The sequence below is a fragment of the uncultured Holdemanella sp. genome (assembly GCF_958348295.1).
Lineage (GTDB): Bacteria > Bacillota_I > Bacilli_A > Erysipelotrichales > Erysipelotrichaceae > Holdemanella.
This window is the reverse complement of sequence record NZ_CATVYQ010000004.1, coordinates 1-26,609: the sequence shown is the minus strand read 5'-3', so window position 1 is coordinate 26,609 and position 26,609 is coordinate 1. Positions and strand designations below refer to the sequence as shown.

General features: G+C 33.2%; 28 protein-coding genes, 2 tRNA genes, 1 pseudogene, 1 riboswitch and 1 other annotated feature. Of the genes and pseudogenes, 3 read left to right on the top strand and 28 right to left on the bottom strand.

Features of this window, described 5'->3' with window-relative positions; all coding sequences use genetic code 11:
* From uvrB to Q3907_RS01345, 12 genes are all read right to left on the bottom strand, one after another.
* On the bottom strand, positions 1–1,974 hold the full coding sequence (uvrB, locus tag Q3907_RS01400) for an excinuclease ABC subunit UvrB (protein ID WP_301896870.1): 1,974 nt from the start codon (positions 1,972–1,974) through the stop codon (positions 1–3).
* Between the two features lie 47 nt (positions 1,975–2,021).
* Positions 2,022–3,437: a S41 family peptidase gene (locus Q3907_RS01395; RefSeq protein ID WP_301896868.1), complete on the bottom strand. Its 1,416-nt coding sequence runs from the start codon at positions 3,435–3,437 to the stop codon at positions 2,022–2,024.
* A gap of 95 nt (positions 3,438–3,532) precedes the next feature.
* Complete coding sequence (gene ftsX, locus Q3907_RS01390; protein WP_295645408.1) at positions 3,533–4,435, bottom strand: permease-like cell division protein FtsX; 903 nt, start codon at positions 4,433–4,435, stop codon at positions 3,533–3,535.
* Positions 4,432–5,118 carry a cell division ATP-binding protein FtsE gene (gene ftsE, locus Q3907_RS01385; RefSeq protein WP_295645405.1) on the bottom strand — a complete coding sequence of 229 codons (687 nt, stop codon included), beginning with the start codon at positions 5,116–5,118 and terminating at the stop codon, positions 4,432–4,434. Before ftsE ends, ftsX (Q3907_RS01390) begins: the two co-directional genes overlap by 4 nt.
* Before the next feature lie 17 nt (positions 5,119–5,135).
* Positions 5,136–6,497, bottom strand: coding sequence for a murein hydrolase activator EnvC (locus Q3907_RS01380; RefSeq protein ID WP_295645402.1), 1,362 nt, complete (start codon positions 6,495–6,497; stop codon positions 5,136–5,138).
* Complete coding sequence (gene ftsX, locus Q3907_RS01375; RefSeq protein ID WP_301896866.1) at positions 6,494–7,396, bottom strand: permease-like cell division protein FtsX; 903 nt, start codon at positions 7,394–7,396, stop codon at positions 6,494–6,496. The genes Q3907_RS01380 and ftsX (Q3907_RS01375) overlap by 4 nt, the downstream gene beginning before the upstream one ends.
* 117 nt (positions 7,397–7,513) lie before the next feature.
* Positions 7,514–8,596 carry an iron-containing alcohol dehydrogenase family protein gene (locus Q3907_RS01370; RefSeq protein WP_301896865.1) on the bottom strand — a complete coding sequence of 361 codons (1,083 nt, stop codon included), beginning with the start codon at positions 8,594–8,596 and terminating at the stop codon, positions 7,514–7,516.
* Positions 8,583–9,734, bottom strand: a complete 1,152-nt coding sequence (locus Q3907_RS01365; RefSeq protein WP_301896863.1) for a hypothetical protein — start codon at positions 9,732–9,734, stop codon at positions 8,583–8,585. The genes Q3907_RS01370 and Q3907_RS01365 overlap by 14 nt, the downstream gene beginning before the upstream one ends.
* Positions 9,735–9,802: 68 nt before the next feature.
* Positions 9,803–10,041, bottom strand: a binding site (T-box leader).
* 355 nt (positions 10,042–10,396) lie between these two features.
* Positions 10,397–10,519, bottom strand: a complete 123-nt coding sequence (locus tag Q3907_RS01360) for a hypothetical protein (protein WP_278737052.1) — start codon at positions 10,517–10,519, stop codon at positions 10,397–10,399.
* Positions 10,520–10,598: 79 nt separating this feature from the next.
* Entirely contained in the window at positions 10,599–11,078 is a 480-nt protein-coding gene (locus Q3907_RS01355) for a methylated-DNA--[protein]-cysteine S-methyltransferase (RefSeq protein WP_366558660.1), read from the bottom strand.
* A gap of 56 nt (positions 11,079–11,134) precedes the next feature.
* Positions 11,135–11,210 (bottom strand) — tRNA-Ala (locus tag Q3907_RS01350).
* Between the two features lie 14 nt (positions 11,211–11,224).
* Positions 11,225–11,301 (bottom strand) — tRNA-Ile (locus tag Q3907_RS01345).
* A 147-nt stretch (positions 11,302–11,448) separates the two neighbouring features.
* Here Q3907_RS01345 and Q3907_RS01340 point away from each other — a divergent pair.
* Positions 11,449–12,990: a DUF2130 domain-containing protein gene (locus Q3907_RS01340; RefSeq protein ID WP_301896861.1), complete on the top strand. Its 1,542-nt coding sequence runs from the start codon at positions 11,449–11,451 to the stop codon at positions 12,988–12,990.
* A 33-nt stretch (positions 12,991–13,023) separates the two neighbouring features.
* On the opposite strand, the gene Q3907_RS01335 is transcribed toward Q3907_RS01340, so the two are convergent.
* From Q3907_RS01335 to Q3907_RS01275, 13 genes are all read right to left on the bottom strand, one after another.
* The gene (locus Q3907_RS01335; RefSeq protein WP_295645705.1) at positions 13,024–13,920 is read right to left on the bottom strand and encodes a CPBP family intramembrane glutamic endopeptidase; all 897 of its coding nucleotides are present in this window, start codon (positions 13,918–13,920) and stop codon (positions 13,024–13,026) included.
* Between the two features lie 44 nt (positions 13,921–13,964).
* Entirely contained in the window at positions 13,965–14,471 is a 507-nt protein-coding gene (locus Q3907_RS01330) for a transcription repressor NadR (protein ID WP_301896860.1), read from the bottom strand.
* Positions 14,472–15,323 (bottom strand): carboxylating nicotinate-nucleotide diphosphorylase, encoded by an 852-nt coding sequence (nadC, locus tag Q3907_RS01325; protein WP_295645709.1) that lies wholly within the window; start codon positions 15,321–15,323, stop codon positions 14,472–14,474.
* A complete protein-coding gene (locus Q3907_RS01320; RefSeq protein WP_301896858.1) occupies positions 15,316–16,608 on the bottom strand; it encodes an L-aspartate oxidase in 1,293 nt (430 codons plus the stop codon). Before Q3907_RS01320 ends, nadC begins: the two co-directional genes overlap by 8 nt.
* A gap of 1 nt (position 16,609) precedes the next feature.
* Positions 16,610–17,515, bottom strand: coding sequence for a quinolinate synthase NadA (nadA, locus tag Q3907_RS01315; protein ID WP_301896856.1), 906 nt, complete (start codon positions 17,513–17,515; stop codon positions 16,610–16,612).
* Between the two features lie 159 nt (positions 17,516–17,674).
* Positions 17,675–18,184, bottom strand: a complete 510-nt coding sequence (locus Q3907_RS01310) for a ferritin (RefSeq protein WP_301896855.1) — start codon at positions 18,182–18,184, stop codon at positions 17,675–17,677.
* A 64-nt stretch (positions 18,185–18,248) separates the two neighbouring features.
* Positions 18,249–18,710: a flavodoxin family protein BilS gene (gene bilS, locus Q3907_RS01305; protein WP_301896854.1), complete on the bottom strand. Its 462-nt coding sequence runs from the start codon at positions 18,708–18,710 to the stop codon at positions 18,249–18,251.
* 14 nt (positions 18,711–18,724) lie between these two features.
* On the bottom strand, positions 18,725–18,973 hold the full coding sequence (locus Q3907_RS01300; RefSeq protein ID WP_295561437.1) for a hypothetical protein: 249 nt from the start codon (positions 18,971–18,973) through the stop codon (positions 18,725–18,727).
* A 63-nt stretch (positions 18,974–19,036) separates the two neighbouring features.
* Complete coding sequence (rbr, locus tag Q3907_RS01295) at positions 19,037–19,579, bottom strand: rubrerythrin (protein ID WP_301896853.1); 543 nt, start codon at positions 19,577–19,579, stop codon at positions 19,037–19,039.
* Between the two features lie 101 nt (positions 19,580–19,680).
* On the bottom strand, positions 19,681–20,070 hold the full coding sequence (locus Q3907_RS01290; protein ID WP_295561439.1) for an Inorganic pyrophosphatase: 390 nt from the start codon (positions 20,068–20,070) through the stop codon (positions 19,681–19,683).
* Positions 20,071–20,146: 76 nt separating this feature from the next.
* Positions 20,147–21,130 carry an asparaginase gene (locus Q3907_RS01285; RefSeq protein WP_295645719.1) on the bottom strand — a complete coding sequence of 328 codons (984 nt, stop codon included), beginning with the start codon at positions 21,128–21,130 and terminating at the stop codon, positions 20,147–20,149.
* On the bottom strand, positions 21,123–21,632 hold the full coding sequence (locus Q3907_RS01280) for a hypothetical protein (RefSeq protein WP_295561443.1): 510 nt from the start codon (positions 21,630–21,632) through the stop codon (positions 21,123–21,125). The genes Q3907_RS01285 and Q3907_RS01280 overlap by 8 nt, the downstream gene beginning before the upstream one ends.
* An 8-nt stretch (positions 21,633–21,640) precedes the next feature.
* On the bottom strand, positions 21,641–22,774 hold the full coding sequence (locus Q3907_RS01275; RefSeq protein WP_301896852.1) for a glycerate kinase: 1,134 nt from the start codon (positions 22,772–22,774) through the stop codon (positions 21,641–21,643).
* 175 nt (positions 22,775–22,949) lie between these two features.
* Here Q3907_RS01275 and coaBC point away from each other — a divergent pair, with 175 nt between their 5' ends.
* Positions 22,950–24,146 carry a bifunctional phosphopantothenoylcysteine decarboxylase/phosphopantothenate--cysteine ligase CoaBC gene (coaBC, locus tag Q3907_RS01270; RefSeq protein WP_295645725.1) on the top strand — a complete coding sequence of 399 codons (1,197 nt, stop codon included), beginning with the start codon at positions 22,950–22,952 and terminating at the stop codon, positions 24,144–24,146.
* Position 24,147: 1 nt separating this feature from the next.
* A complete protein-coding gene (locus Q3907_RS01265) occupies positions 24,148–24,915 on the top strand; it encodes a type III pantothenate kinase (protein ID WP_295561447.1) in 768 nt (255 codons plus the stop codon).
* Here the strand turns inward: Q3907_RS01265 and Q3907_RS01260 are convergent.
* The 3 genes and pseudogenes from Q3907_RS01260 to Q3907_RS01250 all read right to left on the bottom strand — a co-directional run.
* Positions 24,912–26,096 (bottom strand): sodium:proton antiporter, encoded by a 1,185-nt coding sequence (locus tag Q3907_RS01260; RefSeq protein ID WP_301896851.1) that lies wholly within the window; start codon positions 26,094–26,096, stop codon positions 24,912–24,914. The genes Q3907_RS01265 and Q3907_RS01260 overlap by 4 nt on opposite strands.
* Before the next feature lie 48 nt (positions 26,097–26,144).
* Positions 26,145–26,221, bottom strand: a riboswitch (Fluoride riboswitch).
* A gap of 13 nt (positions 26,222–26,234) precedes the next feature.
* Entirely contained in the window at positions 26,235–26,423 is a 189-nt protein-coding gene (locus Q3907_RS01255) for a hypothetical protein (RefSeq protein ID WP_301896850.1), read from the bottom strand.
* Positions 26,420–26,609, bottom strand: a pseudogene (locus Q3907_RS01250) (hypothetical protein); the annotation flags it as partial. The pseudogene Q3907_RS01250 and the gene Q3907_RS01255, both read right to left, overlap by 4 nt.

Genomic DNA, 26,609 nt, shown 5'->3' with positions numbered 1-26,609 from the left:
TTATTTTTCACCTTTCATCTCAAATAAGATATCTCTTAATTGTGCTGCTCTTTCGAAATCTAAAGTACGAGCTGCCTCTTTCATTTCCTGCTCCAATTCTTTGATCATCTTTTCCTTTTGTTTTACCGGCAATTTTTTCTTCTTCAAATACTTAGCTGCCATTTCCTTTGTTTCTTTAGAACGAACGACATCATGGATTGGTTTGATAATTGTCTTTGGAACAATTCCATGTTTTTCATTATATTCCATTTGAATCGATCTACGTCTTGCAGTTTCATCCATGGCTTCCTGCATACTTTCTGTTATCTTATCTGCATACATAATAACTTTACCTTGCGCATTACGTGCTGCACGACCAATGATCTGAATTAAGGACCTTCGTGATCTTAAAAAGCCTTCTTTATCTGCATCTAATATTGCGATCAAGCTGACTTCTGGAATATCCAAACCTTCTCTTAATAAGTTGATACCTACAAGTACATCATATTTACCTTGGCGTAAATCATGAATGATTTCAGTACGTTCAATTGTCGTGACTTCATGGTGTAGCCAAGCTACCTTTAGATCCAAATTTTTTAAATAAGAGGTTAAATCTTCCGCCATTCGAACCGTTAATGTCGTAATCAATGTTCTTTCATGTTTTTCAATACGCTCCTTGATTTCATCCACCAAATCATCAATCTGCCCTTCAATAGGACGCACTTCGACTTCAGGATCTAATAATCCTGTTGGACGAATGATTTGTTCAACAATTTCTCCATGTGTTTGGTCCAATTCATAATCTCCTGGTGTTGCAGATACAAAAATCGCATTTTTAACCAATCCTTCAAATTCATTGAAACGTAGTGGTCGATTATCCAAAGCACTTGGAAGTCTAAAGCCGTAATCAACTAACACTTGTTTTCTTGCACGGTCTCCATTATACATACCGCGAATTTGTGGTAAAGAAACATGACTTTCATCAACTACTAATAAATAATCATCTGGAAAATAATCAAATAATGTATAAGGACGTTCTCCAGGTTTTCTGCCGTCAATATGTCTTGAATAGTTTTCAATGCCAGGACATACACCAAATTCTCTCAATGCCTCTACATCATAGCGACAGCGTTGTTCTAAGCGCTCTTTTTCTAATGGCTTCCCTTGTTCATCAAAATACGCTAATCTTTCCTCAAGTTCTTCTTCAATTGTATCTGCAGCATGATTAATAATATCCATACTTGTCGCATAACCATTAGCTGGATAAATAATATACAATTGGTATGACTGATTCACATGTCCCGTTACCGGATCTACTTCACAAATTCTTTCAACCTCATCATCAAACATTTCAATACGAATCAAATAACGATCCGTATGACCAGGTGTAATTTCAATCACATCTCCACGAACTCTAAATGTTCCACGTAATGGATCCGTATCATTACGCTTATATTGTTGATGTACTAACGCTAGCATCAATTCATTTCTTTCAATGATTTGACCGCTTCTTAAAGTAAAAATCATGTGACGATATTGTTCTGGATTACTAGCTCCATAAATTGAGGCAACACTAGCTACAATAATTGTATCTCTTCGTTCCAAAACACTGTTGACAGCTGCCATTCTAAGCATGTCTAATTCTTCATTTGTCTTCGTGTTTTTATCAATATACGTATCCGTTTTTGGCAAATAAGCTTCTGGCTGATAGTAATCAAAATAGGATACAAAATATTCCACGCGATTGTGTGGAAAGAATTCTTTAAATTCCGAATATAATTGGCCTGCCAACGTTTTATTGTGTGCAAAGACTAAGGTTGGTCGATTGACTTGAGCAATCACATTTGAAATGGTAAATGTTTTTCCAGTTCCTGTAGCCCCCAGCAATACTTGAAACTTTTTATCTTCTTTTAAACCAGAAACTAATTCTTTAATCGCTTCTGGCTGATCTCCACTCGGTTTATATTCAGACACTAATTCAAACTGATCTTTCATAGCTTCACATCCTTCTTCTCCATTATATACAAAAAGTAGGCTTATACCTACTTTTGAGCCTCTTCGATCGCTTTTTGTCTTTGTACATCATCGCTAGGTGTTTCATTCATCTTCAGCAATACTTTTTCTACCAATAAATCCCAAGTCGTCTTGTCGCAATCTCCTGTAGCTTCTAAGTCATTATCCTGTTGAAAATTGACTAAGCCTTGAGAACTTGTATTTGAAAAATATGTGTCGGTTCGATCTACACTATATCCTAAATATTGTAGATATACCTGAAGGGCTTTGGCATTATCATCCACACTATCTTTTTTAATAACATCCTTTTTCTTGAATTTATAATACGATGTTGTCTTAACTTCACCAAGCTCAACTTCAATATCTGGTTTAAACCCTTTTTTATTAATACTTGTTCCATTTGGCGTATACCATTCTGCCACAGTATATTTAAAACTTGTGCCATCTGAGAATGGTACAGTCACCTGTTCTGTACCTTTACCATAAGATGTTGTGCCAACAGTAGTGACTATATCGCCTAAATTATCTTTTAAAGCACCAATCAATACTTCGGATGCACTTGCCGTATTTTCATTTTGTAGAACAACAATTTTATCCATTTTAACTTGGCTAAATTCATTCTTTGTCTTTTGTTTAGTAATTTTACCATTCTTATCTTTTTCTTTAAAAACAACGGATTTAGATGGAATCAAAGAACTTGAAATTTCTAATGCAGCATTTAAATAACCGCCACCATTATTACGTAAATCCAGCACTAGTTTTTTTATTCCTGCTTCTTGAAGACGTGACATTGCCTTCGAGAAATCTTTTCCGCTATTCTCTGAGAAACTAGATAATATGATTTCTCCATAGCCATCATAAATATTACAAACAACCGTCGAATCAAAAGTGCCTGGTATCAAATTTGTCGTGTATTCTTTTCCGTCTCGAAGATATTTTATTTTTACACTCTTTCCTTCATGAGATTTGATATATTTAATGATAGAATCCGAATCATTTTCACTACAGTTTAAATCATCTATTGAAATAATCTCATCATTTGGCTTTAATCCTTTTTTATCAGCAGTGGAATTAATATATACATTTGAAACAACAAAATGTTTATTTTCATTCAAATAAAATGATATACCCAGACCCACATTACTTCCTTCAAGACTTGTTGAAAAAGCTTTAGCTTGCTCTAAATTGAAATAATTCGTATGTGCATCTTTATCAAGTGTCGTCATTCCCGTAATTGCTTGTTCTATTAATGTTGAATCTAGATTTTTTATTTTGTTAGAATAATACCAATCTGTATTCAAGATAGAATAAATCGTACCAAACTTTTTTTGTTCTTTACTATCTACAGAGGATGTATGATCTAAAATCATAGGTACACTGATTCCAGCACCAAAACATGCAATACATAATAATACTATTAATATTTTTTGACTCTTTTTACTCATAAACTCATCCTATTCTAAAACAAAATGGGGCGAATTCAACGCCCCAATAATTCTATACAAAAGTATACGAAACAATCTATTATTCTGCAATCCTTTTATCTTTTCATTTTCAAATATTTTCTTGCTGCCAACAAAGAGGCAAAACCACCAATCAAAACACCCGCTAAAACAATAGATGATCCTACTTGAAAATTAATTACATCTGGTTTAAACAACGCAAACATCGGTGTAAATAATTGTCCATTTAGACTTGTGTAAAGCTTTTGATATCCAAAATGAACAATTAAATATGGAATAACAGATCCTAGTAAACCAATAATGATTCCTTCCACAATAAACGGATTACTGATGAAGCCATTTGTTGCTCCAACAGTTCGCATAATCAAGATTTCATCCCTTCTCGAATCAATCGTTGTACGAATTGTGTTATATATCAAATACAATGATAAAACAATCAACAATGCAACAATACCGATTCCTATTTTTTGAATCATATTTAACATTTCAACTAATGAAGTCACACTGTCACCCCCAAAAGCAACACTTGCAACTCCATCAATATTTTTGATTTGTTTGCTAGTCTCATTGATTGAAGAAGCATTTCTCACAAAGACAAAAAATGCATTCGATAATGGGTTTGAATCTCCTCTATAAGCCTTGAAAGCAGATCCTTTTTCTTTAATCATCAATTCTAATTCATTATCTTTGGAGGAAAAATCAACATTTTCAACATTCTTTAATTTTGATATTTCATTTTTGACATCATCAATAGAACTTTCATCTGTAATGTCTTCATTTAAAATAACATGAATACTCAAATCTTTTTGTACACCATTTGAAAAATAATCAACATGAAATCCAATAATTAAAAGTGCACCAATCAAAAGTAATGTAATACCTATCGCACTAATGGCAGAAAAACATAACATTATATGTCTTTTCATTCCTAAAAAGGCATATTTAAGTTCGTATAAAAAAGTTCGTAACCCTTTCATCATAAACTCTTGTACCCACCTACATTCGAATCGTGGATCACATATCCTTTATCTAACATAATTGTACGTTTTTTAAATCGATCTACCAAAACCTTATCATGCGTAACCATCATAATTGTTGTATTCAATTTTTTGTTGATTTTCTCAAGTAATGAAATTATTTCTAAACTTTTTTCGGGATCTAAGTTTCCTGTTGGTTCATCGGCAATCAATACTTTAGGCGTATTAGCAATGGCACGTCCAATCGTTACACGCTGTTGTTGTCCACCAGATAACTCATCAGGATAACTTCTTGCCTTTTCTTTCAAATCAACCAAATCCAAAACTTCAAATACACGTTTACGGATCTGTTTACGAGGCATCCCCACAACTTCTAATGCAAATGCAATATTTTCATAAACCGTTAATTTTGGCAACAAACGATAATCTTGAAAAACACACCCAATATTTCGTCTATAGTATGGAACTTTTCTATGTTTTAAAGCTCCTACATTTACTCCACCAACAATAACAGTTCCTTCATCTGGAACTATTTCACCATTTAACACTTTAATTAATGTGGACTTTCCAGAACCTGTAGCACCAATCACATATACAAATTCACCTTTATCGATATGCAAATTGACATGATTTAAAGCATGTACCCCATTGGGATATGCTTTTGATACATCTTTTAAATCAATCATAATGTTCCTCCTATTAACTAAAAGAACTTTTCTGGTCTTTCTCTACACGGTGCAGCTTTACCTGCTTCACAAGAAGTACTTGTGCCAGACCATCCTGTTCCCCAAGCAAAATCAGCTCCGGAACTAAAACGCGCAACAGCATCACTAACGGACATTGACCCTAGATTATAAACCTCAACATGTGTATGTGCTCCACTTGAATTTCCTGAATTTCCAGACAAAGCGATTGTTTGTCCCTGTGAAACACTTTGACCTGCACTAACATAAATATTTTGAGATAAGTGTGCAAAACTTATGGCATATAATGTTCCATTCACATTACATAACATTTCAATGGTATTTCCTCCACCAGCAGGATATCCACTCCAGTTACCTAAATAACCTGTGTTACTTCCCACAGGAGCTGCAGCATATAAGATAACTCCGCTAGCAGGAGCTACAACTACAGTCCCAATTGGTGCAGCCCAGTCTAACCCTAAGTGAAGTCCTCCACCTGGATATGCCCAAGTACCAGCACTTTTACTTCCACCTTGTACAGGGAACACAAAACCAGATACAGATTCAATTGAACCTGAAAAGTTTGTTGAAATCACAAAATCACGAATACTATTCATATCAACTTGTGCTGATCTTTTCTCTGCTTCAAGCTGTGCAATTTGTTTTTGATATTGCTCTACAAGAGTATTATAAGATTCCTCTAATTCTGTTGCCTGTTGTTTTTGCGATTCTAATTCTGTTTTTTGATTTTTTGCATCTTTATCTAAACGCTTTTGTTCGTCTTGCTGCAAAACCAATTCTTTTTTCAATTTATTCAATTTTTTTATTTGCGACTGATCATCTTCAGTGATTCTTTCAACACCAGAAATACGACGAAGCATATCACTCAAACTATCTGATCCCATAATCAAATCAATAATCATATTTGTACCAATTGTTGTTTGTTCATTTTTCATTCGCGTTTCAATTTGGTCATTCCAAGCTTCAATCTCGGATTCTTTAGCTTCAATTTTATCGTCCAGTTCTTCAATATTTTTTTCAATCAATTCAATCGATTTTTCTTTTTCACTGATCTGCGTTTGTAAATTCGCAACTAAATCCTTTTGTTCCTTAGCAAGCTTCTCCATTTTTGACGTATCATTTTGCAAAGAAGCAATACTTGAATTATAAGATTCAATATTCTTTTGAAGATCTTGTCTTCGATTCTTTTGATATTCTTGAAATCCTTGGCAAGCTTTTATACCTGATTCCGAAGTTTGAGCTTGACTACACTTGGCATACCAAGCTTCTGTATTTGAATAATCTTCAGCTGAAACGGGCATAACTAAAGAGCAAGCTAATGTTAAACTTAAAAAACCTGCACCAATTTTATATTTTTTCATCGTGTCCACCTCAAATATTTTCTAACTGCTAAATAACTTCCTAACATTCCAACAACCATTCCAATTAAAAGAATACTTAGTGAAGTATATAAAACAAACGGATATGGTTTTAGCATACTCATCATATCGCTAAAAAACATTCCATCCATCACATGATATAAACCTGTATATCCAAATATACAAATTAAAACGGGTCCTAACGCCCCCCAAAAGCCGATAAAAATCCCTTCTAAAACAAACGGAAAGGAAATATACCAGTTGTAGGCCCCTACCGTACGCATGATGGCAATTTCATCTTTTCGAACTAAAATTGTCATTTTAATCGTATTTCGAATTAAAAATATCGCAATAAATACCATTAATCCAACAAAGACACTACCCCAAACTCGAATGTTTTTGAATAAACTAATCATTGTATTGATTGCACTACCGCCATAAGTTGCGTTAACAACTCCATCCATTTTAGATATTTTCTTTGTCACTTTTGAAATTTTTGTATTATCTTTTAATTCTACATTTAAAACATCATATAAAGGATTTTTGTCATCTCCCTTATATTGTTCAAACATAGCACCATTTTCTTTGATTAGTGCATCCAGTTCATTTTCTTTACTTGAATACTTCACTTTCTTTACAGAAGTCATTGAAGAAATAGAACCTGATATATCCATTATTTCTTCTTTATCTAATGTTGGATTTAAAGATATTTGAATCATGAATTCACTTTCAATTTGATTTGTGAACCCACCAACATTCATATATATAACAAATATAAACAAAGCCATTAGCAAAGCAATACCAATCGATATTATTGAAGAAAATGTCATCGAGAAATGACGATGCATATCTTTGCTAGCACTACGTACTAGTCTTGGTAAACTTTTAAAAAACAATAACATAGTTATCACCTACAGCGTTTATTATACCATATGAAGCAAGTTAATATACAAATCACAAAATTTCACATACACTTTAAAACTAAAATATATACAAAAAAAGATCGATTTCTCGATCTCTTATAAGCTTTGACCAACTGCATCTGCTTTTTTAATAGCGGCAATAAACTCTTCTTTTGTGAATGGGAAAGGTGCATTTTTCCACTCATTTGTTTTCGTAGCCGCTTGGGTCAAAGCTTCTAAATGGCTTTCATTCAAATCTACATCAGCCAAAGTCACTGGTAAGCCAATTGATTTATTGAATTTTGCCATTTTCATTAAGTTTTCTTCATCTTTGGCATATGCATATAATACTAATACACCAAAAGATACAACTTCACCATGCAAGTGGTGTCCATCTCGAGCAATTGAACAACTTCCATTATAGAAGGCATGCGCAATGCTTGAATTATAATAATATTCTGGTTGATTTGTTAAGTTTGAAACATATCCAGTGGATACAACAATATCCAAGGCAATGGCTTCAATTGCTTCAGAGTTTTGATTATTTTCACAATCCGCCATACCTTGTTTACCATATTTCAACAATGGCTCTGTACAAGTTTTAGCTAATGCCAAACCCATTGTTGCTGTATGATCTAAAGTCTTTCCTTTTGTTGCGAATTCAACTTCACATTGTTTAGACAACGCATCCCCAATTCCGGCCCAGAAATATTCACTTGGCGCTTTTGCGATAACATCAGGATTGATAAAGATATGTGCTGGACAATGAGGATATGAATAGTGGTCCAATGCTCCATTATCGTCATATACTACGGCAATGGCCGTAGCGGCGGAACAGTTTGAACAAATTGTTGGGAATGAGAAGACCATCTTGTCATTCATTTCAATCGATGCGGTTTTACAAGTGTCAATTGCTTTTCCTCCACCAATCGCAAAGATAACATCTGCTTCTTGTACGTTTGGATTTGAAGTTAATTTATGTACGTTTGTCATTGTACATTCAATACCATATACAATTGAATCTGTAATAATAATATCAGTCTCTTTAATGGCTTCACGAATTCTTGGCTCAGCCGCCGCCAAAGCTCTTTTACCACCAATCAACACAACCTTTTTAACGTTGTATTTTTCACATACACTACCGATTTCATTATAACAGCTTTCTCCGACTGAATAATTAGACATTTCAATTGTTTTCATAAACTTCGACTCCTTCTTTTACTTTAACACTTTTTGTATGATAATTCTTATATACACCTACAGTTAAGAATGGAACAATGATAATTGCGATAGCTAAATATCCACAATAACCATATCCATATTTGATAATGTTTGTTAATCCAGCCATTGAAATCGTCATAGATACCACAATAATAAATGCAGATACAATAATTCTTTTCTTGACTGGATTTGTAACATTTTTTAAAACATGAATATTTTCAAAGCGAGCCACAAATCCGAATGTTGTTGTTACTGCTGTAGAAATTAAGCATAGTAATAAACAAATACCATATACAACAACCATCCAGTTGGCATTCATTGCATTTAAACTTGTCAATGTAGGTAGAGTTGTTTCTCCATAAACACCCTTCCAAGAAATTAACATCAAAACACTTAAAACTAATGCAACAGCATTCATCACAAATGAGATCCACATCGCTTTTGAACAAGATTTACGATCCGGTAAGATAGCTCCACAAGCAACGATTGTTGGTAATGTCACACATTGAAAGCCTGCATATGTAAATGCATTTAAAATAGCTTTAGGCATGTTCATAAAACCATTCACAGTAAAATCTTTTGCTAAAATAGCTCCAATATTTTGACCTTTCATGATTCCCATACCATAAATAACAATAGCTGTCACCAAAATTGCCATACCCATATATGTACTGGCCATACGAACTACATTGGCACCAAAAATTGTTAAGCAAAGAACCACAATTCCAACCGCAACGACACAAGCATAATAATTAAATCCAAAGTATTGTTGTAATGCACTAGCAGCACCACTGATTGCTGCTGCAACTGCCATCAAAACCATGATATTAAAAAAGATCTCAAATAAAATTTCCAACTTATCGAATGGATGATATAAGTTTTCAAACAATTCCTTTGCACTTGTTAAATTTCTCTGGTTATACATCACCATGGCTTCTCGCATTGTCAATATCAATAGCAACATAGCTATTATGGCACTCACAATACCAGTCCATCCTAAACCTACATAATATGTATTTGCCTGATTTCCTGTGGCAAATCCACCTCCAGCATGTGCTGAGAACAATACGGCGCCTACCGAAAATATCGCCATTTTTCCAACTTTTTGTGCTTTCATACATTTCCTCCTATAGTGTGCACAACAAGCTAACAAAAAAACCAATCGTTTCTTGCTGCCTGTTAGACAGAAGAGACGAAAGGTTAGAATTACAATACTTCCGCGGTACCACTCTTCTTCATTCATTTAAGAATGCACTCATTTCAGATGCTATCACATCCTGCTTTATTAACGTTAAGCATACGTCCAAGTCTTATCAACCTGACCACTCCATGGTAAGTTCAAAGTTCAATCTTTCATGTCTTGCACCGACCGACAACTCTCTAATAAAGACCTTCCTTTTACTACTCCATCTCTTTGTGTTTTGTGCGTTAATAATAACATCACATTTTCAATTATGCAAGCATTTTCTTACATTTATTTTCAGTAAATTCGAATCTACGTTTTACATCCATTAAAAAAAGGTACACATTATATGTACAACTCCAAATTTTAGTAATTTTTATTTCTTTTCAATTCCATCTGCATAATCCAGTTAAATACCTAATTTAATCCAAACAATCTAAAGATAATTTATATTTATATTTATATTTTATTATAAAGTTTTAAATTTTCTGTTATAATGTATTTGGCATTGAAAGATAAGAAAGAACCCCTAGGGACTGCAATCCCTAGGGGTTCGCTTTTTTGGGATTCGGCATGAAAGATAATACTGCTTCTACTTAACAGCGACTATAATAGCTAACGTCACTAAAAGTATGACGTAAAGCATCACAAGATACTCCACAAGTAGTATTCTGCACATTCATGCCAAACCGCAACATGTTTGTGCCTTTTCCTTTCATAGAAAGACTTTTGCCTCCTCCTCAAAAAGTACACACGCGTATGCACTTTTCATTATACAGAAGCAATGTGAAAACAATATTAAATACCATTCTTTTTTTCTAATTTCAATAAATTTTCTTTTCTTTCGATTCCACCTGCATATCCAGTCAAATTATTATTTGAACCAATCACTCTATGACAAGGAATCAAAATTGATATCTTATTATGTCCTACAGCACCACCCACTGCCTGTGCTGACATTGTTGGTGAAAACATTCTTGCGATGTCCTTATATGTCATAGTTTTACCATAGGGTATTTTAAGAAGAAGTTGCCAAACTTTCTTTTGAAACTGTGTTCCAATTAGATGCATCTTAGGTAAAGTCTTTGGTTCTTTACCTTTAAAATAAAGATTTAACCATTCTTTCGTTTCCTTTAACACAGCTGTTTCTTTTTCAATAGGTTCTTTTAAACCATTCGCATAATACTTTTGATTTTCAAACCAAACACCAATCAATCCAATTTCATCGGCAGCCAATAACATTTTCCCTAATGGTGAATCATAATATTGTATATACATAATCAATCCTCTAAACAAGAAAAAAAGTCACCCGAAGATGACTTACATTTTAAAATTGGTGGAGCGTATCGGGATCGAACCGATGACCCCCTGCGTGCAAGGCAGGTGCTCTCCCAGCTGAGCTAACACCCCATATCTTCAGCAAATGGTGGGCCTGAATGGACTTGAACCAACGACCTCACCCTTATCAGGGGTGCGCTCTAACCACCTGAGCTACAGGCCCATTCGCTGAATGCCTATTTAATATACCATGTGATTTTATATTATGCAAGTCTTTTTTTGATTTTTTTTAAATATTATAATTAATTTAGTTTTAGACATGAATACTGTCAATTTATTGATTATAATACAAATAATATGGAGGTAGCTTATGAGTCAAATAAAATGTCCAAATTGCGGAACCGTATTTCAAGTTGATGAGAGTCAGTACCATGAAATCTTACAACAGGTTCGTAATGAAGAATTTGAAAAAGAATTAAATGAAAGACAAAAAAATTCCAATCAAATCATTCAATCTAAATTAGAAAAAGAGTATGAGTCTAAATTAAATCAGAAGGCTTTAGAAATCAAAGAACTTCAGGCAAATAAAGAACTTGAAATCAAACAGCTACAATCGGATTTTAATCAAAAACAAAATGATAAAGAACAAGAAGTCATTTCATTAAAAGAAAAACTAGAAGCGAGTACACAATTAACAAAATCTGAAACACAAAAAGAATATCAGGAGCAATTAAATCAAAAAGATTTAGAGATTTCTAAATTAAATGCCAAGCTTGATCAAATCCTTTCACAAAATAAAATCAACGAATCTAAGACTGAACAAGAATATAAATTACAGCTGCAGGCAAAGGAAAATGAAATTCAAGCCTTAAAGAACAACATTTCAAACAACGAAAAAGTATTAAAGGCAAATCTAGAAAATACATACCAATCTCAGTTAAATAAAAAGAATCTTGAAATCCAGTCTTTAAAACAAAATATGGATAAGGCAAAGGTTGAAAATGAATTGAATGTAAAGAGTATTAAACAAGACCTACAAAATCAAATCGAGCAGGATAAAATGAAATATCAGCTTCAAGAAAAGAGCTTGCAGGAAAAATATGATACTTTACTACAAACCAAAGATGAGCAAATTGCCTACTATAAAGATTTTAAATTGAAACAATCCACTAAGATGATCGGTGAATCTTTAGAACAGCATTGTGAAATTGAATTTAATAAGCTTCGTGCGACGGGTTTTCAAAATGCATACTTTGAAAAAGATAACGACGCTCGTACAGGATCTAAAGGTGACTATATCTATCGAGAGTTAGATGAGAATGGTGTAGAAATCATTTCCATTATGTTTGAAATGAAAAACGAAAATGATAAAACGGCTACAAAACATAAAAACGAAGATTTCTTAAAAGAATTAGATAAAGATCGTAATGAAAAGAATTGTGAATATGCTGTTCTTGTTTCTATGTTAGAACCTGAGAATGAATTGTATAATACAGGCATAGTCGACAAATCGCATCGCTATCCAAAAATGTATGTGATCCGTCCCCAGTTCTTTATTCCAATGATCACCATTTTAAGAAATGCTGCATTGAATTCTATGCAGTATAAAAATGAATTACAGTTGGTGCGTAATCAAAATATTGATATCACAAATTTTGAAGAGAGCATGAATGATTTTAAGCAGAAGTTCTCAAGAAATTACGAATTGGCTTCTAAAAAATTCAACATAGCTATTGAAGAAATCGATAAAACAATTTCACATCTTCAAAAAACAAAAGAAGCTTTATTATCGAGTGAAAGACAATTACAGTTGGCAAATAATAAAGCTGAGGATCTTACAATCAAACGTCTAACGCGTAACAATCCTACAATGAAACAAAAATTTGACGAATTAAAGAAAGACAACCAATAAAGGACATTTCCAATAATAGGAGATGTCCTCTTTTTAAAACATATTCATGAATAATGAAATGACAATCCAAAGAATCGTAAATATTAAATACAGAATGTTGGGGATTCGCTTAAAGAATCTCGCATACCAATTATCATTTGTCTTCTCTTCTTTAATAAATTCATTGATTTCTTTTGACTTTAATACCACTGTGATTAATCCATAAATCACTAGTGACAGTACTAAAACTGTAATCATAATATTATTTGAATAAGCCGACATTAGAGCTAAAAAGTTATTACCTGCATGAGCTAATATAGTAACTAAAATACTATCCGATTTAAGGTACATGTAACATAGTACTAGACTCATAAAGAAAGCAGGTATGGCTTGCGTCATATTCAAGTGTAGCAATCCAAATAATAATGATGTCACAACAATGGCGAACATTTTATTATATTTAGACAATGTTTGCAGAATCATACCTCTAAATATCAATTCTTCAAATATAGGTGCAAGTATGACAACACTGATAAAAGTAAAAGTGTTGTAGAGTAAACTTCCATTTAATGAGAAATCTGGGCTTGTATCCGGTAATCCAAATTTTGATAATAAAACACCAATAATACCTATCGCATAATTCAAAAAATACATCATGGCAACTGTATCTATTGTCTCTTTGGGTTTAAATGTAAACTTCAAATCTTTGATACCTCGTTTAAAAGAATTACTCATAAACCATAACAGGATGATTCCAGATATAAAAGAAATCATCATTTCTATACATGCATTGATTGCAGAATAATCATAATACAAAGAATACATGATTAAAGGCATGGCTACAAAGCTAAACAAAAAAGAGAGTGTCAGCTGCATAATGATATATAGCCATAATGAGCTGCCTATTTTACTCATTTCTTTATCAGGCATAAATTTTGGTGGTTGTTCCATAAAAATCACTACTTTCTAAATTCATTCTATCATAAAAGAGGCCATTAGGCCTCTTGTAAAATATGAAGTTTTCTTAATGATTCCTCAATTGAATCTAAATCTTCCTTTGATTGTGCACTCACCGTATGACAATGATATCCGCTCGTTAAATCTGTTAAAGGCTTTGCCCGATTCTGTGAAATAGAATCGATAAATTCTTTGACTTGTTTTCTAGAACTAATATTCATCTTTGCCTCTAACTTGCCATACACATTGTGTTTGACAAATACATTTTCAATACAGCCACCACAATCTACGATTGCATTCATTTCTTCTTCCATACAATTATTCAAATGGTAACATGAAAATACTCTTCGAACTCTTTGAGGTGAGCATACATATCCTTTGTGTGTCGCATAAATATGAACATTTCTTGCCTTTAATAAAGCAATATCTTGCACAATGACTTGTCTTGATACACGAAATTTTTTTGAAAGTGCACTTCCAGAAACTGGCACCTCACTTTTTGAGATTGTGTCATAAATGGCTTGAAGTCTAGCTTCTTTTTCCATTTATTTCACCTGCAAGTTTTTTAAAGACAAATCTAAAATTGGTGCTGAATGCGTTAGGGCACCACTTGAAATATAGTCCACACCTAATGCTGTTAATTTTTCAATATTTTCTTTTGTGACATTTCCAGAACATTCTGTTTCGGCTCTTCCATCGATGATTTCAATTGCTTTTTTCATATTTTCAACACTCATGTTATCCAACATAATTATATCAGCACCAGCTTCAACAGCTTCCTTAACTTGTTCTAAAGTTTCAACTTCTACTTCAATTTTACGAACAAAAGAAGCATAATCCTTTGCCATCTTAACTGCATTTGTGATAGAACCAGCCGCAGCAATATGATTATCTTTTAACATAACACCATCTGATAAGTTATATCGATGATTGTTTCCACCACCAACACGAACTGCATATTTTTCAAAAACACGCATATTTGGCGTTGTTTTTCTTGTATCTAATAACTTTGTCTTTGAACCCTTTAAGTAAGATACGACACGATTTGTATATGTGGCAATACCACTCATTCTTTGAAGATAATTCAAAGCCGTTCTTTCTCCTGATAAAAGAACACGAATATCGCCAAATACTTCAGCTAACAATTGACCGTTCTTAACAGCGTCCCCATCTTTTACATAGAATTTTACTTTCATGTTTTCATCTAACAAATAAAAGACTCTTTCAAACACTTCAAGACCTGCAACAATTCCATCTTCTTTACAGATCAATTGTACCTGCCCATATTGATAGGAAGGCATCACTGCATTTGTTGAAACATCTTCACTTGTAATATCTTCCTGCAAAGCTTGGATCAATAAGTGATCCACATTTAAACGCATTGTATTTTTATCCACGAGCTTGCCTCTCTCTTTCTATTTCTTCAAGTACCATATCATGGTACATCTTTTCTTGATTTGATAATTGATGTGACTTAGTCGCATTTGCCAAACAATCAAAATCACTTGTATAAGCCGGTTCCTTTTTCAATAAATCAACAACTGCTCTTTTACCCCACACTAAAGATTCAAGTAATGAGTTACTAGCCAAGCGATTTTTTCCATGAACTCCATTACAGCTAGTTTCTCCTACCGCATATAAGTGTGACATAGAAGTACGCGAATCTTTATCTACATGAATTCCACCCATAAAATAGTGTTGAGCTGGCGTAACTGGAATCCACTCTTTTGTACAGTCATATCCTTCTTCTAAGCACTTTTCATAAATATGAGGAAAATGGTTTTTGATGATTTCTTCACCCAAAACTGTCATATCCATCCAAACATAAGGCATATCATCTTTTTTCATTTGTTCACGAATCTTTTGTGTCATGATGTCACGTGGCAATACTTCATTCGCAAAACGCTTTCCGTCTTTTCCATAAAGCTTTGCACCTTCACCACGAACCGATTCACTAATAAGGAAGGCTCTTCCTTTTTTCTTTGTATATAAAGTTGTTGGGTGAATCTGTACATAATCCACATTTTCTAACTGGATACCATGTTGAATGGCAATCGCGATGGCATCTCCTGTTAAGTGTGGATAATTTGTAGAATGATTATACAATCCTCCAATTCCTCCACACGCAAAGATCGTATAACCTGCTTCAATGCACATTTCATTGTTGTTGGCATCTTTTGCCAAAACTCCATAACAAACATTATCTTTTTCAACAATGTCTGTCATCGTTACATATTCCATGATTGTAACATTCTCTAACTTACGAACCGTATCTAATAAAGTGGATGTGATTTCTTTTCCTGTAATATCTTCATGGAATAAAATACGTGGTTTAGAGTGTGCTCCTTCACGTGTGTAATCTAGTTCTCCATCTTTAGTTGCAAAATCAACACCATATCCAATCAATTCATTAATAATATCACGACTCGAATTGATCATGATTTCAACAGATTCTTTACGATTTTCATAATGTCCTGCCTTCATGGTATCTTCCATAAAAGAATCAAAATCATTTTTGTCTCTTAATACACAAATTCCACCTTGTGCTAAAAATGAATCACTATTTTCAGCATCTGATTTTGTCAACATAATGACCTTTTTATCACTTGGAACATGCAAAGCTGCAAACAATCCACTTGCTCCGCTTCCAACAATAACTATATCTGCCTCTAATTTTTCCATACTATTTTGCCAACTCCAACATTCTATCTAATGATTTTTCAGCCATAGCCTTCACTTCTTCATCTACAAATACTTCGTTTGTTTCATTCAACAAGCAATCATAAACTTTTTCTAAAGAAACCTTCTTCATATTCATACAGATCAATTTATCTGTTAATGGATAGAAAGTCTTCTCTGGTGAGCGTAACTGCATTTCATGAAGGACACCAAGTTCAGTACCAATCACAAATTCTTTACTTGGATTATCCACTGTATATTGAATCAATTCTGAAGTACTCCCTGCAAAATCTGTTGCCTCAACAACTTCGTTAACACATTCAGGATGTACGATAATTGGAACATTTGGATGTTCTTCACGTGCTTTTTCAACATCTTTTAATGTCACACGCTTATGCGTAATACAATATCCATCATTTAAAATAATATTCTTTTCAGGTACTTGTTTCTTTACATAAGCTCCCAAGTTTCCGTCTGGAATAAAGAAAATATTTTTATTTGGAAGTGAACGAACGATCTTCACTGCGTTTGAACTAGTTACACAAATATCAGCCATTGTTTTTAATTCAACCGTTGAGTTGATATAACATACAACCGCTAGATCTTCATATTCTTCTTTCATTTTCTTAATGACAGCTTTACTTGCCATATGTGCCATTGGACAATCTGCATTTAAATCTGGCATTAATACTTTCTTTTCTGGATTTAACATTTTAGCACTTTCACCCATAAATTTAACGCCCGCAAACACAATAATATCTGCATCTGTTGTTTTAGCTTTCTTTGCCAAAGCATAAGAATCCCCAACGAAATCAGCTACATCTTGTACAGCTCCATCTACATAATAATGCGCTAAAATAATCGCATTTTTTTCCTTTTTTAATTTCAATACATCTTCCTTTAAAGACATGGAATTTTCCTCCCTTAAAAATTTTATCGTTTTGAATTATACACCCAGACTTTACATCTGACAAGACAGTTGTAAAGTCAATATTATATAAGTTATATATCACAATGAAATAAGCACGAAAAAAGCGATGAATCAAAAATCATCGCCTTAGTTTTTTGTCTATAAAATGCTTGGTGCAATATATGTACGAGTTTTGTACTCTGCATCTAAATCATACAAACCCTTGGCATCGTGTCCAAACAATTCAAATCGAGAAATTAAATCCGAAGCATTCTTTTCTTCTTCTCCTTGTTCTTTGACAAACCAATCCAAGAACTGCATAGTTCTAAAATCTTTTTCTTCATAAGCTGCTGCGTAACAAGTATGAATCAATTCAGTTACGTATTGTTCATGTTTTAAGCCTGCCTTTAACGGATCACTTAGTTCATTTAAAGTAATATTTGGCTTATTAATAGCTTCCAAAACAACACTATAATCATTGTCTTGAAGATATTGCATCATCAATTGAGCATGTGCAATCTCTTCTTGCACTTGTACATGATACCAATTTGCGAAACCCTCTAAACTTTTATCATGATAATAATTTTCGAAATCCAAATACAAATAAGCAGAATATAATTCTTTATTAACTTGATTATTCAACAAGTTCGCTACTTTCTTACTCAACATAGCACATTCCTTCTTTCTGGCTACATCATACTCCTAGCAACAAGAAAAGCGTAGTGATATGCTCTCACAACGTTTCATTAACAGATTTCATTAAATTATCTACATCTTTATCGTTTGGATGTTTTAAAGCCTCATCAAAATTCTTCAACATTTCAGGATTCGATTCAAACTTTGTACGGATTGCCAAAGGCATCTTACCTTGGCACATCCAAGTTCCCTTTACACAATTGGATGCATCTAAATGGCTTTGAACATTTTTTAAAATCATCTCAAAATATTCTTTAGACTTACCAAAACCAGCTGTTCCAAACAAGAAAACATTTTGATTTCGTAGTGTAGAAAGATATTGTTTCATTTGATCATCACAATCTCCCTTGTCACACCAGAATCCAATGCATAATAAATCTACAGGTTCTAAATTTTTTGCATCTTCTACAGATACACAATACTTTGATTCCATAAAATTCAAACTGTTTGCCAAAGATTGTGTATTTCCTGTTTTTGAACTATATACAATTCCTATCATAAAATATATCCTTTCTACAAGTAGCGATTTCGCCATGCATAATACTCTTCATCTTTTTCCATATCAATACCATGATCATTATCATAAACTTCAAATGTATTCTGTTGAAATAATGAAATAAAATCATTTCTTGAAAGCTTTGAATGCCACTGACTATGCCATATATAAATTTTTTCTTTTTCCATTTTAATCAACGCACGATTCTCTAAACATATTAGTGCATGATTGTCTTTTAATTTTTCAATTGCCTCTATTATTTCCATAGAATTATTTTAGCACAACTTTCAAGGATAAGAAAAGACAGCCTAAGCTGCCTCGAGATATTATTATTCGTAATGATCTTTTAATTCTTGGAAATATGCTTGTGGATGATTACATACTGGACATACCAATGGAGCTGTTTCACCATAGTGAATGTGTCCACAGTTTAAACAAATCCATACAGTTGAAGTTGATTTTTTAAACATTGCATTTTCTTCTACATCTTTCAACATAGCTTTATAACGAGCTTCGTGATGTTTTTCAATAGCACCTACACCTTCAAATAAGGTAGCGATATCATCAAATCCTTCTTCACGAGCTTCTTTAGCCATTGTTGCATACATATCAGTCCATTCGTAATTTTCACCAGCTGCCGCATCTTTTAAATTTTCTGCAGTTGTTGGCACCTTTCCACCATGTAAAGCTTTAAACCATAATTTAGCATGTTCTTTTTCATTATTGGATGTTTCAGTGAAAATGTTCTGAATCTTTACATAACCATCTTTTTTAGCTTGTGAAGCATAATATTGATACTTAACACACGCCTGAGATTCACCTGCAAAAGCAGCCATTAAATTCTTTTCTGTTTTAGATCCTTTTAATTCCATAATTAAGACCTCCTATCTACTCTTATTCTAGAACAACTAGCTTTATTTTTCCATTAAATTGCATAGAAAAAAGACAAATCCTAAGACTTGTCTTTCATTCTTTAATCATTATTTGACCAAGAAGGCGTCTCATTACCTCTACGTACTAAAATAGCCTTTTGGAACTCTGTTTGATCTAAGAATTCTAGAATACGCATTGTTTCTTCTTCTGTACAACCCACTAATAATTTTACAATACAATCTTTTTTCAAAATGTCAGCTGTAATTACAATCGCATCTACATTATTTGTTGCGATAGAACCTTTGAAAACGTCAATTGGTTTTTGATCTGAACCAAATGTATCTGAAAGAAAACCGTAATCCACAGGATAAACTAAATTTGTAAATTTATAGTGAGTACTTCCTTTGGGTCGGTCAATCGTACAACTGCTAGATAACAATAGCGTATCAAGTTTTTGCCAAAAGTATGCATTATTTTCTAATTGCTGCATAATAACCTCCTATCTTGTAATAGTCTATTAATTATTATAGCATTTAGAAAATATTTTTCAATATGAGAAAATTTTTTCAATATTCTTGGAAGAATGATTTAATTGTTTCATGGTTTTTAGTACAATTTAATGCCAACATTAATAAAATTCTAGCTTTTTGTGCTGAAAATTTGTATGCAGGAATTGTCACTTGTTTTGAATCAAATACATCTGAATCAAAAACAGCTCCCTCTAACACACGACTTGCACGTACAACTGTACATTCTCCTGTATAGTTTTCTAAAACATCTTTTATCTTTGTAGGATAATTACCAGAACCTGTACCGGCCAATACTAAGCCATCATATTTATTTAACATATACTCTAATAATTCTGAATCTGAATCTGTATGTACATAAAAGATTTCTACTTTTGGTAATGTTTCAAATTCCATCTTTGAAAAAATAGTTTGAAATGTATGTTTTTTAAATGGTGCACTCAACAAATATACATGATCATCACGCATATAACCTAGAGAACCAAATTCTCCCATTTTAAATGCATCTGTTTTGTAACTATTCGTTTTTTGTAAATCTCTTCCTGAATAAATTGTATCTGAAATAACAGCTAAAACGCCAGCTTGCCAAGCTTCCATATGACAAGCTAAAGCTACGGCTTGATATAGATTCATAGGTCCATCTGCACTTGTTGCAGTTGCAGGTCGCATAGACCCTGTTAAGACAACAGGTTTATGACATGCCAATGTCAAATTCAAAAAGAATGCTGTTTCCTCCAATGTATCTGTTCCATGTGTAATCACAATTCCATCAACATAGCGATTTTTTTCTAGTTCGTGACAAATCTTTCTTAATTCAACCCATTTATCTAGGCCCATATCATTCGAATCCACATTACATAGTTGAATCGTATTCAAATTAGCTAAATCACAAATCTGTGGAATACTCTGTACAATTTCTTCTACATCAAATGTGCCTGCTTGATAATTGGCACTTTTACCTAAACTTCCACGCCCCGCAATCGTACCACCAGTGGCTATAATTGTAATATTTTTCTTATTCATATGTTTCTAAAAACTCCCAGAACTCTTGTGTATCCGCATTATCAAAATCAATTGTTGAATCCACATCCCACAAACTAATCGAATTATCATTTTCGTTGTATCCAATCCCAGCATGTTTAGCCTTACCATTTTGTATAACATACAATGTTGGTGTATACAAGAAATAAGGGGCCATGTCTAATATGATTTTACCATCTTCTGTTGAGCTTTTAAGTTGTTTAGAGTCTGCACTGACTTTACTAAATCCATAATCTGTTGAATCAATTTTATAAAGGATTAGATTAGGATGTTCATCTTTTGTTTTGTCAATATATTCTTGTAAAGCCTCACAAAAAGGACAATTCTCTCGTTCAATAATTACCACAAAAGATTCCTTGTTATCTAATTTCTTTTGCAATTTAGTTGCCGAAATCTCCTTGATTTCAAAAGGTGTTTTTGCCCCACATCCAACAAGACTTAAGCATAGTACAAAGGCACATAATAAAGTGAATATCTTTTTCATTAAAAAACCTACTTTCTAATACCATCCATAAATTTAGTTAAACTAAATGCCAATGCCTCTAGTTTTTCATTACCTGTTTGTAAAGCCATTTGAAAAGTCATAGCACGATCTGCACTTGAAAAGATTCCAATCATACCCTCATCATACATATCTTGATAGCCTAATCCCAATGCACCACTTAAACAGATACATGGCACATTGTATGCTCTAGCAAGATGTGCAATACCTAAAGGAAGTTTACCATATAATGTTTGAGCATCTGTTTGTCCTTCTCCAGTAATCACTAAATCTGCATTTTGAAGATGTTCTTTTAAGCCAGAATATTCAACAACTAAATCGATTCCAGGAACCATCCTTGCTTTCATAACCCCTAATAATACAGAACCTATACCACCTGCTGCTCCAGAGCCTTCAAATTCATTCACATTTACGTGAAATGTTTGTTTCAATTTTGAGCAATAATGAGTCATACCTTTTTCAACTTCATTCATTTGATTTAAATAAATCCCTTTTTGCTTGCCAAAAATATATGTAGCCCCATTTCTACCTAACAAATGATTTTTCACATCACACGCACAAATAATTTCAATTCCTTTTGGAAGTCTAGCATATCGCTTATCAACAAAAGCAATTTGAGTTAATGCATAAACACTAGGCACCAGCAATTCTCTTTTCGAATTATAAAAGCGAATACCAAACTCACTTAGAATTCCCATACCACCATCATTAGTAGCACTACCGCCTAAACCAATGATTATTTTTTTACACCCTCTTGTAATCGCATCCTTCATCATAATACCTACGCCTCGACTCGATGCGATCATTGGATTTCTTTTTTCTTTTGGTGTCATGTTTAAGCCTATACAACTTGCCACATCCATTATGGCAAGTTCTCCATCTTGTGAAATACAGTAATTCGTAAACATATTTTTTCCATAAGCATCTACAGTTAATACTTCTGTTGTTTTTCCTTTAATAATTTCACAAAAAACCATGGCAGTTCCTTCTCCTCCATCAGCCATAGGAAAAGTCAAAACTTCATGTTCGCAATTCGCCTTTAAAATACCATTTTTAATATTCTCTTCTACTTCTTTTGAAGACATACAGCCTTTAAAAGAATCACACGCTACTATTATTTTCATGCGTTTATTTTACCATAAGCCTTGAAAAATAGACACTTTTTTCAAAATAGTAGAAAACAAAATATAAAATATCCTTTTTTGTAAGAATAAGTGCCTTGAAAACAAGGTATTCATATGGGATAATACTTTAGTGAAAAAAATCATACGTGATTTTATTCACAAAGGAGACCATATCATGGAAAAAAAACATGTTGTTATAGGAGTGTCTGGTGGAATCGCAGCTTATAAAGCCTGTGATCTTGTCAGCAAACTATCCAAAAAAGATTATGAAATTAAAGTTGTCATGACAAAGCATGCACAAGAATTTGTCAAACCAATCAACTTTGAATCTTTGAGTAAACATAAATGTGAAGTTTCTTTATTCGATGAAACAAATGAAGATCCAATTGCCCACATCACGTTAGCTAAATGGGCAGATATCATAGTATTAGTTCCTGCCACTGCCAACATCATTGCCAAAGTAGTTCATGGAATTGCAGATGATATTGTTTCAACAACTTTCTTAGCTTGTCATACTAAGAAATTAATTTGCCCAGCAATGAATGTTCATATGTATGAAAATGAAGTTACTCAAAGAAATATTAAACTTGCCAAAGAGCTAGGATATAAATTTGTAGAACCAGTTGTTGGACATTTAGCATGTAATGATACAGGAAAAGGTAAACTTGCCGATGTACAAGATATTGTGACTGCCATTGATCACGAATTTGAAATAGAACAATCCTTAAAAGGAAAGAATGTTTTAGTTTCTGCTGGACCAACACAAGAAGCCTTAGACCCTGTACGTTTTCTAAGCAATCATTCAAGTGGTAAACAAGGTTATGCGATTGCAAAAGCAGCCAAGGCACTAGGAGCTAATGTAACATTAGTTACCGGGCCAACCGCTTTAGAAGATCTTAATGATGTAAATATGGTGCACGTAACAAGCGCTCAAGATATGTTTGATGCAATCACCTCAAGACTAGATGATCAAAACTATATTATTATGGCTGCTGCGGTTGCAGATTATAGACCTGAAATTGTTGCAGATCAAAAAATCAAAAAATCTGATGAAGAAGTCACTTTCCATTTTGTGAAAAACCCAGATATCTTAGCTTACATTGGAAAACACAAAAAAGAAAATCAAGTCATTTGTGGTTTTGCGATGGAAACACAAAATCTAGAAGAAAATGCTAGAAAAAAATTAGAGGCTAAAAACTGTGATATGTTAATAGCGAATAACTTATTCACAAGTGGCGCAGGCTTTCAAACAGACACAAATGTTGTAACATTATTAAGAAAAAATACTTCTCAACATTTACCTAAATGTTCAAAAGAAGAATTAGGATTTAAAATATTAGAAACAATGAAAGAGATTGAGATGGAGAAATAAAATGCTTGTAACAGTAGATATTGGAAATACAAACATCACTATTGGTATTTTTGACAAAGATGAGTTAATCGGTACATATCGATTAACTACAAAAGTTAGAAGAACGAGTGATGAATATGGCTTTATGTTAAAAAACTTCTTAGACCGATCAAATGTACACGAAAAACAAATTGACGCAGTTATTGTTTCAAGTGTTGTTCCTAAAGTAATGCATTCCTTCACAAATGGAATTAAAAAATTCGTAGGTATGGAACCTCTTATTGTAGGTCCTGGTATAAAAAGTGGAATCAGCGTCCAATTAGAAACCCCAAGAAATGTAGGTGCCGACCGTATTGCAGATTGCGCAGGTGCCTTTAACGAATATGGCGGACCAATCTTAGTTGCCGATTTTGGAACAGCTACTACATATGATTATGTAGACGAAAATGGTTGCTTTAAAGCTGGTGCCATTGGTGTTGGTATTGAAACAGGAGCAAATGCTTTATGGGGGCAAACCGCTCAACTTCCTGAAATTGAAATCAAACGCCCTAAAACAATTTTAGCTAGAAATACACAGACTGAAATGCAAGCAGGCGTATTCTATCAATTTTTAGGTGGTGTTGAATATACCATCGCTCAATTCAAAAAAGAAGTTGGCAAAGATTTAAAAGTCATTGCGACAGGTGGTTTAGGAAGAATTGTTTGCAGCTATACAAAATCAATCGATGTCTATGATCCTAACCTGATTTTTAAAGGATTAAAAGTTATATATGAAAAGAACAAAGACTAATTCAATCTTTGTTCTTTTTTTAACCATTTTTTATATGTATGTTCAATTAAAAATGCCCCTAATGGCGCTGTAATCAAGATGGATAAAACAGCTACAGTCAATACAATTTGTCCGCATTCTAGTCCTGCAGCCAAGGGAACTGATCCTATCGCAGCTTGTACAGTTGCCTTAGGACAATAGGCAATCATACAAAATAGGCGTTCTGATTTTGTTAGTGATGTTTTTAGTAAACAAATAAACACACCAATCATTCTAAATACAAGTACCCAAAATACTAATAGAATAGCCATTACGCCTGCTTTTAATGCATAAGAAATGTTTACACAAGCACCGACTAACACAAATAATAAGACTTCCTCACCAACCCATAACTTATTAAATTTAACAGATAATCTTTTAGATACAATCGAATGATTTCTTTGTAAGAAGATTCCCATAAACATAATCGCAATCAAGCCTGAAAACGGAATTGGCAATACATCTTCAAGTGTTACTAAGATAAATGCAACACTTAATAAAACTAGAATTTTAACTGTATCTCGCATATGGTTTTTCTTAAAGAAAATCGCAAGTCCTTTTCCCAATAATGCTCCACATATAATACCTGTTAGAATGGATAGTGGAATATTCACAAAGCTTAAAACATTAATACTTTCACCTTGAGCTAAACCAAGAAATACTGTAAACATCACAATCACAAATACGTCGTCAACACTAGCTCCAGCCAAAATCAATTGGGGAATGCTTTCCTTTGTTCCATATCCTTCTTCCATAAGTTGTAACATTTTTGGAACAATGACTGCAGGACTCACTGCTGCAACAACACTTCCCATTATGGCAGCATCCAATAAAGAAATTCCTAATAAATTTGGTGCTAAAATAATCATTCCAACCATTTCAAAGCATGCTGGCACAAAACACATCAATATGGCTGGTCTTCCAACTTTTTTTAAATCACTTAGATCCAGATTCAATCCAGCTCGCATCAATATAATAATTAATGCAATCTTTCTTAATTCACTTGATATAATCAATAATGAAGAATCAATCAAGCCAAGACAATAAGGCCCTAAAAGAATCCCCGTAAATATCATTCCTAATAACCCAGGTAATCCTATCTTTTTACATAACCAAGATAAAAATATTCCTACAAGAAAAATATAAGATAAACTTATCAGCATTTAATCTCTCCTTTCAAAACGCAGAAAAGCTGATGGTTTCCGCGTTAAAAAAACACAGAAGTCATCAGCCTATAAAAAGCGGTTTTAGTATTAAACTACGGGAAAACTTCATTCCCAATAAAAATTATACTACAATTTTTAAGTTCTCATCAATAGAGTTTTAATCAATTCTTCACTCACTGAGAAAATTGATGCGATAACTTTAACACTGAAATCTTTATCTAACATGGTTTGATATACTTCAAATTGATTTAGTGCAATGCCTTTGTTGAACATTTCCTCAACACTTTGTAAAAAATGGATGTGATTGCACATCCATTCAATCAAATATTCTTTTTTAGTTCTCTTAATGCATTTAAGTCTAATCCGACAATCTCAGATATTTCTTCAAGCGTTTGATTATTTCTTATAAGCATTTTAATCGCTATTTTGATTTGTGTATTTTTTACACCACGTTTAATGCCTTGCTCAAGCCCTTGCTTGATACCCATCTGGATTCCTTTGTTTGTGGAT